General features: G+C 61.4%; 11 protein-coding genes. 8 read left to right on the top strand and 3 right to left on the bottom strand.

Features of this window, described 5'->3' with window-relative positions:
- Positions 1–234: 234 nt before the first annotated feature.
- Complete coding sequence (locus tag QMC81_00545; protein ID MDI6905960.1) at positions 235–1,362, bottom strand: HD-GYP domain-containing protein; 1,128 nt, start codon at positions 1,360–1,362, stop codon at positions 235–237.
- A 238-nt stretch (positions 1,363–1,600) separates the two neighbouring features.
- Here QMC81_00545 and QMC81_00540 point away from each other — a divergent pair, with 238 nt between their 5' ends.
- The 4 genes from QMC81_00540 to QMC81_00525 all read left to right on the top strand — a co-directional run bounded on the left by QMC81_00540 (position 1,601) and on the right by QMC81_00525 (position 5,091).
- Positions 1,601–2,587, top strand: coding sequence for a hydrogenase small subunit (locus tag QMC81_00540; protein ID MDI6905959.1), 987 nt, complete (start codon positions 1,601–1,603; stop codon positions 2,585–2,587).
- A 40-nt stretch (positions 2,588–2,627) separates the two neighbouring features.
- On the top strand, positions 2,628–4,028 hold the full coding sequence (locus QMC81_00535; GenBank protein ID MDI6905958.1) for a nickel-dependent hydrogenase large subunit: 1,401 nt from the start codon (positions 2,628–2,630) through the stop codon (positions 4,026–4,028).
- A 154-nt stretch (positions 4,029–4,182) separates the two neighbouring features.
- On the top strand, positions 4,183–4,812 hold the full coding sequence (locus tag QMC81_00530) for a cytochrome b/b6 domain-containing protein (GenBank protein MDI6905957.1): 630 nt from the start codon (positions 4,183–4,185) through the stop codon (positions 4,810–4,812).
- Positions 4,813–4,818: 6 nt separating this feature from the next.
- The gene (locus tag QMC81_00525; GenBank protein MDI6905956.1) at positions 4,819–5,091 is read left to right on the top strand and encodes a DUF3243 domain-containing protein; all 273 of its coding nucleotides are present in this window, start codon (positions 4,819–4,821) and stop codon (positions 5,089–5,091) included.
- Between the two features lie 61 nt (positions 5,092–5,152).
- Here QMC81_00525 and QMC81_00520 read toward each other — a convergent pair whose 3' ends face one another.
- Together QMC81_00520 and QMC81_00515 are read right to left on the bottom strand one after the other, a co-directional pair.
- On the bottom strand, positions 5,153–5,977 hold the full coding sequence (locus tag QMC81_00520; protein MDI6905955.1) for a TIGR02186 family protein: 825 nt from the start codon (positions 5,975–5,977) through the stop codon (positions 5,153–5,155).
- Complete coding sequence (locus QMC81_00515) at positions 5,977–6,903, bottom strand: sulfite exporter TauE/SafE family protein (GenBank protein ID MDI6905954.1); 927 nt, start codon at positions 6,901–6,903, stop codon at positions 5,977–5,979. The genes QMC81_00520 and QMC81_00515 overlap by 1 nt, the downstream gene beginning before the upstream one ends.
- A gap of 413 nt (positions 6,904–7,316) precedes the next feature.
- Here QMC81_00515 and QMC81_00510 point away from each other — a divergent pair, with 413 nt between their 5' ends.
- From QMC81_00510 to QMC81_00495, 4 genes are all read left to right on the top strand, one after another.
- Positions 7,317–8,645, top strand: a complete 1,329-nt coding sequence (locus QMC81_00510) for an acetyl-CoA hydrolase/transferase C-terminal domain-containing protein (protein MDI6905953.1) — start codon at positions 7,317–7,319, stop codon at positions 8,643–8,645.
- 328 nt (positions 8,646–8,973) lie between these two features.
- Positions 8,974–10,440: a hypothetical protein gene (locus QMC81_00505; protein MDI6905952.1), complete on the top strand. Its 1,467-nt coding sequence runs from the start codon at positions 8,974–8,976 to the stop codon at positions 10,438–10,440.
- A 123-nt stretch (positions 10,441–10,563) separates the two neighbouring features.
- A complete protein-coding gene (locus QMC81_00500) occupies positions 10,564–10,722 on the top strand; it encodes a hypothetical protein (protein MDI6905951.1) in 159 nt (52 codons plus the stop codon).
- 41 nt (positions 10,723–10,763) lie between these two features.
- Positions 10,764–11,675, top strand: a complete 912-nt coding sequence (locus QMC81_00495; protein MDI6905950.1) for a sulfite exporter TauE/SafE family protein — start codon at positions 10,764–10,766, stop codon at positions 11,673–11,675.
- Positions 11,676–11,712: the final 37 nt, after the last annotated feature.

Genomic DNA, 11,712 nt, shown 5'->3' with positions numbered 1-11,712 from the left:
ATGGCCCCCCCGGCGAACATCACCCCGGCCACGAACGCCGCCAGAGCGATGAACAGTAACAACCTTCTCCCGCTCACCTTTACCACGCTCCTTTGTCTTGAAGGTTTTCTTAGAACGTCACTAATATACACCTAACGGCACATGATGGACAACATTCCCCATATAATATAAGCCCGCACCGGCCCCCCAGGTAACGGGCAAAAAGCAGATTCTTCACGGCCGGCGGGTCGCCCTTCAGGCTTGCCGCTGTTTGCTCTGCAGGTGCTGCAGTCCCTCTTCGTCCCGAACCCGGCTGACCGCGAGTGAAGGTTCATCCGTCAGGGAGACCTCCCAGGGTTCGGTTACCGGCTGTCCATCCCTCCCAAAAAGGATGCGCACGCGGGGACGGAGGGGTTGTCCGCGCGGGGTGTCCACGACCACTCCTGTCCAGCCCGTCGTCAGTTCGACCACGGTTCCCACCGGGTAGGCGGCCACATTCTGCAGGAAGGCCTGAACAACACGGAAATTAAAAAGGAAATCGCCCGAGCCGGCAATCATCTCATAAGCCTCGTACGGCGGGTAAGCCTTCCGGTAAACCCGGTCGGCGGTAATGGCGTCAAAGGCGTCGGCCACGCCGGTGATGCTGGCGAACTCGTGAATGCGCGGGCCCCTCAGGCCCTGGGGGTAGCCCTGACCCTGCCAGCGCTCGTGGTGCTGGTGGGCGACAGTGGCGGCCAGGGAACTGATTCCATCGCAGTTGCGTAAGATCTCGAATCCAAGTATGGTGTGTCTCTTAATGATCTCAAACTCCCCGGGGGTGAGGGGTTCGGGCTTATTGAGGATCTCCTGGGGCACCCGTGTCTTGCCGATATCATGCAGGAGCGCCCCCATCCCGAGCTGGAAGAGGCGGGCGCGGTCGTAACCAAGGGTCATGCCGGTGAGGAGGGACAGGACACACACGTTGACGCAGTGGCCGAAGGTATAGTCGTCCAGAGTGCGCATATCCACCAGGTTAACGACAAGCGACCGCCGGGAGAGAAGCTGGTCGATGATCTCATTGACGGTCTGTACCATCTCCTCCGCCCGGATCAGCACCCGGCTGACGACCGGCCGTTTTGCGCCCCCCTTGACGTCCTCCAGCAACCGCCGCACCCGGACGACTGCATCCCGGCGGGTTTCTTCGCTGATTACATCGAGGACCTCGACATCGGGAAGCAGCCCGTCGTCGATATAGAGCGCCGGTACGCCGAGCATTTGCAGGCGGGCGATAATTCCCTCGGTAAGAATTACCCCGGCGTTTAAGAGCAACTGGCCATCGCTGGAGTAGATAGCGTGAGCCACTCTCTGGCCGGGCACCAGGGCGCGGGTCGGTACTTTACGCAAAAAGGGACCCCCTCTACTCTGGATGAAACTACCTTCGTCACCCTATTGAAGATTTCCTCCCGCTTCCCTTAATTTTTGCATAAAGTTTACAAAAACGTGAAGTATCGACATCCCCGTAGAAGGTTACAATAGAGCGTAAAAAAACACAGCCAAGAGGTCTTGACATTGAACAAGGATGCGTAACCCTGTTAATCGCCGGGACGATAGCCGTGCCGGCATCACCGGTCCGGAGACAGACATGAACGCGGGCGGGGGCCGGCGCGAGGCCGATCGGGCGCAGCCCGGGGGTAACCCGCCGCGCTTGCCCGTGGTCTGGCTGGAGACCAACTCCTGTTGCGGCAACATCCTGTCGACATTGAACTCCCTTGATCCGACCTTCCGGGAGATCTTACAGGGCTTCCTCGACCTGCGCTACTGCCACACCCTGATGGCGGCCGAGGGGGAAATGGCGGACGCCGTCCTGCGGGAATGCCTGGGCGAGGGCGGTTATACCCTTGTCGTCGAGGGGACCGTCCCCACCGCCGCCGGCGGGTACTACGCCGTGGTGGGTCGAAAGAACGGGCGGCCTTGGACGGCCCTGGAAGCGGTGCAAGAGGTGTCAACACCGGCCAAACACGTGGTGGCCGTCGGCAGCTGTGCCGCTTTCGGCGGTCCCTTCGCCGCGGCCCCGAACCCTTCCGGCTCCAAGCCCCTTTCGGCGGTCGTGGCGCGCAAGGTGATCAACGTTCCGGGGTGCCCGGTTCACCCGGACTGGGTGCTCGGCACTCTGGCCGCGCTCGCCTGGTACGGGGAGCCCGAGCTGGACGCCCTCAACCGCCCCCGGATGTTTTACGAGGAAACGATCCATAACCATTGCACGCGGCGGTACTATTTCGAAAGCGGGATCTTTGCCAAGGAACCCGGAGAGCCATGGTGTATGTACAAGCTCGGCTGTAAGGGCTCGGTCACCTTCGCGGACTGCCCGCTCCGCCAGTGGAGCGGAGAACACCAGAGCTGGCCGGTGGGCGTGAACACGCCCTGCATCGGCTGCACCAGCCCCGAGTTCCCCGACGGTACCAGCCCCTTCTTTGAACACCTGCCTGATATCCGGCTACCCAACGTCAGGGTGGCAGCCAACCGGGTGGGGCTGGTCACCGGGGCGGCGGCGGCCCTGGGCATCGGGGTGCATTTTATAGCCAACGTGCTGACCGGACGCCTGAAGAGGGTCTGGGGAAAAAAGAAGTAGGCCAAACCGATTGGGGTAAGGCCCGGAAGGATTGCACCGGATGAAGATTGTGATTAGTCCGATGACCAGGTCCATCGGCCCGGGGCAACTGGAGGTTACGGTGGAAGGAGGGCAGGTGGTTGACGCCCGCTGCTGCGGCACGTTCTTCCGCGGCTTTGAGTTGATCATGCGGGGCCGCGACCCCCGGGACGCCCCCTACCTGACCCAGCGCATCTGCGGTATTTGTTGCGCCTCACACGCCGTGGCCGCGGCCGAGGCCCTTGACGACCTGGCCGGTATCCAGCCCACGCCCGACGGCCAGTTGGTCCGTAACCTGCTCCTGGGCGTGGTCACCCTGCAAAACCAGATCCGTCACTTCTACTTCCTCGGCCTGCCCGATTGGGTGCAGGGACCGGACATGCACCCCTTTAAACCTCAGTACACCAAGGATCTGCGGCTGCCCCGGGCCCTGAACAGCCGTTTGGTTGAGCACTACTTCGGCGCGGGGGACGTAACGCGGGTGATTAATGAAATGGAGGTGATCCTGGGGGGCAAGGTCCCCCACCAGCACGGCATCATCGGCGGCGGGGCCACCGTGATCCCCCGCCCGGACATCATCCTGGACCTGCGGTCCAAACTGCAACGGGTCAACCGCTTTATCAGCGAAAAGTACCTGCCCGACGCCCATGCCCTGGCCGAACACTACTCGGATTACTTTGAGATCGGCAGGCGCCCGGAGAACATGATGACTTACGGGATGTTCCCGCGCACTCCCGGCGCCCGGGACTATCGTTTTCCTGGAGCTGCGCTCATTGAAGGACGAATCGAAGAGGTCGATGTGCGCGAGATTTCGGAAAGCGTACGACACTCCTTTTTCAGTGACCAGCCGGAAAACGGTTGGAAAGCCCTTTCGGACACAAAACCGGACCCCGGCCGCAAAGGAGCTTACTCCTGGGTGAAAGCCCCGCGTTACCGCGGCCGGGCCGTGGAAACCGGGCCGCTGGTACGCCTCTGGGTCAGCGGCAGGTACCGCCGGGGGGTCTCCACTATGGACCGCATCCTGGCCCGGGCCATCGAGGCCGAAATCATCGGCGGGCTGATGCAGGAATGGCTTGAACAGCTGGAACCGGGCCAGCCGGTCTACCGAAGATATGAACTGCCGGAGGAAGGCGAGGGGTTGGGTATTTCCGGGGTGCCACGGGGAGGTCTTTTGCACCGGGTTCGGGTGCGCGGGGGACGGATCGATCGCTACCAGGTCATAACCCCCTCGGCCTGGCATTTCTCCCCGCGGGACGGTGAGGGCCGCCCCGGACCGATCGAGGAGGCCCTACTCGGTACCCCGGTGGCCAACCCGAAGCAGCCGGTGGAGATCGGTCGGGTGGTGCGCGCCTTCGACCCCTGCATGGCCTGCGCCACCCACCTCCTGACTCCGGGCGGCAACGTACAACGGTTCATTATCTGAGAAGCCTCATCACGCATCGGTCGTCGGTCGTCAGCCACTCACGGGATGGGGCCGTGGTTTTTCCGAAGCGCACGCCGTCGGCCGCACCCGCTTAAATTGGCGAGGATGACGGCGCCAGCCGGTGAATGAGACGTGGTTGGAGGAGGAGGACTGAATGGTAAAGGTGAAGATTTTGCGCCATCCGCTCCCGATCCGGGTCTTCCACTGGCTGCTCGTCCCCGCCCTGGCCACCGAGATCGTGACCGGCCTCTACCTTTCCAACCCTCTCCCTCACCGCTGGCCGGTGGAAATGCGGCGCGTAAGAAAGGCCCACCTGTCCGTGGGCTTCGCGCTGGGCGCCCTCTACCTCGGCTACCTCTATGCCCTCCGCAAATACCCGGACCTCGTCCCGACGGCCGCCGACCTGGCGCGGCTGCCCCGGTTCCTGCGATACGAGGCCTTCTTAACGCATAAGAAACCACAGTTCTTCAAATACAACCCGGGACAGAAACTCTTGTATACCCTCTGGCTGGTTCTCATTCCCCTTTTGGGCTCCATTGGGATCATCCTCCACTCCCCGCATTTTTTCACCCGCCCGGTATCCTTGGTTGGGGGCCTCAACCGCATCCGCCGCCTGCTCTACCTGGGCACCGTTGCGCTCACCGCCAGCATTGCCGTCCATATCTATTTCGCCCTGACGGACAGCGTGTGCAAACTCAGGTCAATCTTCACCGGCGTCTATGAGACTGCTTTAATTAATAGAGTCCGGGCCTGGTGGGGGACATTAACGGCGGGAGGAGGTTAAGGAGCCGTGGAACTTGAAACCACCTGGCACAAGTGGAAGCATTTCCTGGGCACGATGGCCAAAACCGCAGAAAGGATCGGCCTGAGCGACCGGACGGTCGAGGACGCGTCCTATCACCTGGGCGAGTTCATCGCCAGGCACTTCGACCCTGGGAACAGAGAGCAACGGCTGATCAAGGAACTGTGGGACGAAGGTAACAAGGAGGAGCGGCGGGTGCTGGCCTCTCTCATCACCCGTGTGGCCGAAAAGAGTATTCAAGACGATAACGACCGGCACTGAACAAGTAAGGGCCCATCTCCGCCGCCGGAGACGGGCCCATTTTGCAGACCGCAAGCTTTAATCAGTGATGGGCGCTTACGCCTTCGTCCTTAAAGATGACCTTCTGCAGCCACTTGAAGAACTGGGCGATAGTGATCCCGGCGGAGAGGGCGATCAGGACCGCCAGGATACCGTATGAGACCGCGTTATGCTGGGCCATGTTACCCAGTGTCCGCACCAGGCCGACGGGCTCGGCCTTGAGGGTGGTGTCCGCAGTGGCGATCACGGCGCCGTTCTGCACGGCGTAAACCTCGATCCGGGTCTCCCCGCGCGGGATATCAGGCGGGATGTCGATGGTTCCCGCAAAGGACTCTCCGTTAACCTTAATGGCACCTTCGTTGATCGTGTAGAGATTCTTCTCGGCCATCAGCCCGATCAGGCCGTCCAGGAAGACGTCGGCCTGCTCCCGGGGTACGGCGACCGTTTCCTCCTCGTGTTTCGTTGTAACCTGAGCGGCATCTTTCAGCGACATGAACTCCTTATCCAGGCCCAGTTCCGCCTGCACCCCCTCCGGCAGGTCCCCTACCGGGCCGGAAGTAAAGACCTTGTACATGCCCGGCATGCCGCTGACCGTAGCCTGCTCGACGGTCATCCAGAGCCCGCTGACCCGCCCTTTGCGGCTCAGAGCGGCCTTCTTCTCGGGCGCCACCACCTTCACGACCACTACACTGCCACCCGGGACGCTGCCCTTGACCTCCACTTCGCTGCCCGCGAAACCGGTACCGATCTCAATAACATCCGAACTCAGGCTGACCTCGGCTGCGGCCGCGAAGCACCAGCTTCCGGCCCCCAGAACAAGCAGCAGGGTCAGGACGATAGCCGTCAGTCCGCGCGCCGTCCTCTTCATTAGTGACCGCCACCCCCCGAAGCGAACTGGATTAGTGAGTCGGGAGTCGCCACCAGGTCAAAAACGATCTTCACCATCACCGAGAGCACGATGACGGCCAGGAGCACACGCAACTGCTCGCCCTTGAACCGGCGCGACAGGCGGGCGCCGACCTGCGCTCCGATCGTCGAACCGCAGAACAGCAGGATGGCCAGGACGATATCCACCGTGTGGTTCGTAACGGCTTGCTGAATTGTGATGTTGATCGTCGTAAAAACCATCTGGAAGAGGTCGGTGCCGATGGCCACGATGGTGGGCATGCCCAGGAGGTAGATCATGGCCGGCATCGTAATGAAGCCGCCGCCGACGCCGAGCAGGGCAGCCAGGGCCCCGACCAGGAACCCGAGGAGGATGGGGAAAAGGATAGAGATCCGTACACCGCTGGTCTTAAACTCCGTCTGGAAAGGCAGGGAGTCTACAAAGCGCTTGAAAGCGGAGGGCTTGGCGTCTTCCTTCTTGGCCGCAGCCTTGCCCCGCAGGGTCTGCAGGCCTTCAATAAACATAAACCCGCCGACGAGGGTGAGCATTACCACGTAGATAAGCTTCATCGTGAGATCGTAATTGCCGACTCCGCGCAGGAACTTCACCAGTTGCGCACCGAAGGTACCGCCCAGGATACCCCCTGCCAGGTAGATAAGCCCCATTTTCATGTCCACGTTGCCCAGGCGTTTGTGCGCCAGGGCACCGGACGAGGAAGCAGCGACGATCTGGTTCGTGTCCGAGGCCGCGGCCACGGCCGGGGGAATACCGACGAAAAGCAGCAGGGGCGTGAGCAGAAAACCGCCGCCGACGCCGAACAAACCGGAGAGGACACCGACTAACGCCCCTAGACCCATGATGAGGAAAACATTAACCGGCATACCCGCAATGGGCAGATAAATCTCCATCCGACTCTCTCTCCTTCAATCCGAAAGTACAACAACCGCAAAAAGGTGCTGACATACTATTATACCCGGTTATCTCTTTCTATCTCGCTCGGAAGCATCCTCGCTTCCTCTGGGGAGCCTCGATTCAATTGTGAACCAAAGTACTTAAGGTGCGAAAATAAAAGAAACGAAATGTGCCCAAACCCGAGGTGATTATTGCTTGGAATTTCTAGTGCTAACACCTCCCCAGCCGCTTGAGGTGTCTTCGCCTTGTCACTACGGGTTGTCATTACGGGAACCTGGTATATCCGGGACAGATGGGTGGCTTTATAGTATTATACTAGTTGGTTTACGAGAATGACAACAACAATTTGCACTGCCGCCGGGGAAGTTTTGTCACCCCGTAACCATTACTTAGAAAGGGATGGTGCCAAATGGTCTGGTTTAAAACCCCCCCTCTCACGGACGACAAGCAGTTTTTAAGAGAACTCTATCAGGCTAAGAGGTGCACCCCCGAAGACGCTGTCAAGTATATCGAGTCGGAGCAGAATATCGTACTGCCGCTGGGCGCCGGTGAACCCACGGTCCTGCTGGAGGCAATGACCCAGCGCAAGGCGGACCTGCGCGGGGTGCGTATCCACCAAATGCTTCCCATGGGTGGGAACGGCTACCGTAAACCCGGCATGGAACGCCACTTCCGGCATGTCGCCTGGATAGCCAACGGGACGCCCCGCCCGGGCGTGCCGGCAGGACGATCGGGGCTGATGTTCGGCTACTTCCACCAGTATCCCTCTTTCCTGGCCGAAAATATGGATATCGATATCTTCATGGGCACCGTTTCACCCATCGACCAGCACGGTTTCTGCAGCTTCGGTGTGGCGGTGGACTACACAACCACCGCGGCGCGCCTGGCGAAGAAGGTACTGCTGGTGGTTAACCCCAATATGCCGCGGACCCATGGCACGAGCTTCATCCATATCGCCCAGGCCGATTGCATAGTAGAGGACGACAGTCCCCTCCCGGACTACGCCTACGATGAACCGGATGAAGAGACAAAGGCCATCGCCGCCCACGTCGCCGAACACATCCCCGACGGCGCGACCATAGCCCTCGGCCTCGGCCCCATTCCCCAGGCCGTCGGAGAGGCCCTCCGTGACAAGCACGGCCTCGGAGTGCACTGCGATTTTCTCACCGACGCCATCGCCGACTTGGTCCACGCCGGGGCGGTCACCAACCGTCATAAGACCATCCATCCGGATAAGGTCATCTGCACCTCCGTCATCGGCTCCCGTCGCCTGTACCGTTTCGTGGATGACAACCCGCTGATCGAAATGCACCCGGTTTCCTATACCAACGACCCGGCGATAATCGCGCGCAACATCCGGATGACGGCCATCTACACCGCAGGCGAGGTCGACCTTCTCGGCCAGGCAACGGCCCAGGCCTTCGGGGCGAGGCGGCTTGTCAGCGGTGGGCAGGTGGACTTCGCGCGCGGCTGTGCCATGGCGCCCGAGGGGCGGTTTTTCCTCGTCCTGCGTTCCCGCAACGAAAAGGGCCAGTCGGCCATTGTGCCCCAGCTCAGCCCGGACAGCGTCGTCTGCGTGGGGCGTCACGACATCGACGCGGTGGCGACCGAATACGGCGTGGCCTTCTTAAAGGGACGGACCCTCCGGCAGAGGGCCGAGGCCCTGATCGCCATCGCCCATCCGAACTATCGCGACGGGTTGGCGCAGGCCGCAAAGAAACTGGGGCTTACAAGATAGGAAGCAGGGACAAATTTGCCACCCCTTCAAGGATAGGAGGGGTGGCAAAAATTTTTTTACACTACAATCACCCAGCCCGTTGACTCCATTACCCCCTCATGCTAGCATCATCTAAAAGGTTAGTGCACTTTTTCACAACCTTGTCACTACTCCAACCCCAACCTTACCAAGGCCACGTCCTAAGGGATCTGCGGCTTTCGGCGCGGAACATGGCCTATCCAGGTCAACATAAGTTGACACTACGCGCAGGAAACGGCCCCTGGACCCGGGGTTGAAACACCCAGTTAGTTAGCCAGTTCACAACGTATTTGCCAAGGTGGTGATTATTGTGTTCTTTCGTAAAGTAACCACCCGCCGGGGAGACAAGGAGTACATCTACCTGAAGCTCATCGAGAATTACCGCGAGGGCGGAAAGGTCAGGCAGCGGGTTATCGCCAACCTGGGGAACATCGAACGGCTTGCCCCGGACAAGGTTGAGGCGCTCATCGCCGGCTTGAGCAGGCTTTGCCCCCCCGGCACGGCTTTGCCGTCGTTTAAAATCGATCTCCCATCTGCCACGGAGCGGGCATCGGTCGAGCCCCTGCAGCGCGTCTGGTGCCGGCTGGGCCTGGATGAGGCCCTGGCCCGCCTTGAAGGGGATAAAACTCCGAAAGTGGAGGAATTCGGCTCCCTTATCGAGGCGGCCGTTATCGCCCACGTCCTGCACCCTGAAGACACCCGCCCGCTCAGCGTCCGTTGTGCCGATCTGAACTTGCGGCCGCTGGGCGGCGAAGAGGTTCCCGGCATAGCCTTCTTCAAGGCCTTTTGTCACCTGGCCGCCATTGTCCCGGCGCTCGAAAGGCACATCCTGAAGCGCATCCGGGCGGACTCGGAGCCGCCTTCCCTCTTTATCCACCCGATAGTGGGAGAATTCGTGGGAAACGAGTGCGGCATCACCACCGCGGGGACGGCCTATCAAATCCGGCCATACCGCCGGCCGTTGCCCATGGCCCTGATCGTCCACCCCGACGGCCTGCCCATAGGCTGCCGCCTGCTTTCCGGGGACCTAACCCCGGAGCACGTCTGCGCCTTACGGCACCAGTACCGTGAGACCTGCGGGGGCGACGCCTTTATCCTCTTCGAGGAGGACCTCTTCGGGGGGGCTGCGCCGGCCGTTCCAAATTCTATTGTCGCCCTCCCGCCCGAGCGTTACGCCCGGGCACCCTTCACCGCCACGGACCCCTGGGCAGGAAACGGAACCATTCACCGGGGCCGCTGGATCAAGACCGTAGAGTTCGAGGGACAACGCTATATTCTCAGCCATAACGTCGAACCGGAGGCCCCTTCCGACCAGGCCATCGAGTCCGGCCTGGCCCAGGCCGCCCAGGACCTTGACCAGCTGAGGGCCGCCGTACGCCAGAAGAAGTTGACCCGGGAAAAGACCATCCGTCAACGTGTGCAGGATGTACTGAAGCGCCACGGGTGCGAACAGTTCATCGAGTTCGATTACGAGCCGGCGAAAAGCGACTTCCGCTACTCCCGGCGAGAAGAGGTGATTAAGAAGGAAAAAATGCTCAGGCGCACCCGTGTTCTCCGTACGGACTTACACGGTCCGACCGGCACGGAAATCGCCGCGGCGTATGACGCTTGCACCAACCTGGCCTCGGGGTTCAGGGTCGTGCACGATATGACCCGCTTGCCGGTCGTGTATCCTTATGCGGACCACCAGCACTCCGAAGCCTTTATCCAGGGGCAACTGGAGGTCTATGCCCTGGCCGGTCTCCTACACCTCATGGCAAGGTCCGACCATAGCTGACCGGCTATCTGTCAGTGCAGTTGTGATTGTCACCACGAGTACAACTCGAGTATACCATGTTTCCTCAATGTGTTCAATGCCTTTTTTATGCTATTGTCATTACCCTTTAGTGGAGGTGGCCTTATGTTTGACGGGTTGACCGCCTTCTTTATGGAGTCCTATACCAACAGCGTTTACGTTTACGGACTGCTGGTTCTGGCCCTGGTGGTCGGGTGCGCGGCCGGGCTGGGTGCCCTTACGGAGTTTGTCACCCACCGGCTGAACGCGCGCCGGGGCCGGTAGAACGTAGGGCCGCGAAACCGGCCCTGGAGGAGGGGTTCCCAATGTATCTGGCCCTGGCCGAAACCTTCGTCAACGGCTTTGCCCTTTTTATGATCGCCCTGGGCATCGGTGTGCTCACCCGTTTTGCGGGTCCGGCCGGCACTCTCGGCCTGATTCCCGCGCTGAACATCTTTGGCTTCCCTATGAGCCACGCGGTGGGAACAGGCATCGTATGCCTTCTCGGACGGGCCGTAATGGATACCTTCCGTGAGGGCAGCTTCACCAATCCCGACTTTCGCCGCGGCATCCTGCTGGGGCTGCAGATCGCCGCAGGAGTGAGCATCGGCAAGGTACTCCTGCTGACTATGGCTGACGCCAATGTTACCGGCCCCCCCTTACGATGGTTCTACATCGTCGTCCTCCTTGCTTATGGTCTGTTATATACCTTCGGCCGCCGCGGCCTGACCCCCGTGCCCTGCCCCCGCCTGGCGCCGCTGCTGCCCCTGGCGGGCGTGACCGCCGGGATCCTGATGGGCCTGACGGGCATGGATGCCGCGCTGCTGGCCCTGCCGGCGCTGGCGGTGGCCGGCCTGAAGCAGGAAGAAACCAGGGCCACCGCCGCCCTGGCGGGCCTGCTGGCAACCGGATGGGGCGCCTTCACCTTCTCCTTCGGCGGGCGGGTGGAGGTAGCCGCGGTGATCCTGATCCTGCTGGGGATGACCATCGGGGAGCAGGTGGGGCTGCTATGCCAGCGGCGGGTCCCGCACCTTGCCGTACGGCCCCTGGCCGGCGCCGCGCTTGCGATCACCGGCCTCGCCGTGGCGCTCAAACAGTTCGGCCTGACGACCCCCGGCGGATACCTGGTCTGGGCCGCCAGCCTGCTTCTGGTGCTGTTCGTATTCATCCGCGCCCTCGTCGGCTCCCGCCGGGTGGTCGTTGTCCCCCGCTCGGCGTCCGACCGGGGAACCGTTTAACCCGGGGTCCGCGGGGGGCCGGCACTTCCCTCTCAGG

It is taken from the genome of Thermoanaerobacterales bacterium, from assembly GCA_030019475.1.
Taxonomy (GTDB): Bacteria; Bacillota; Desulfotomaculia; order Desulfotomaculales; family JASEER01; genus JASEER01.
This window is presented reverse-complemented; position numbering and strand designations above follow the sequence as displayed.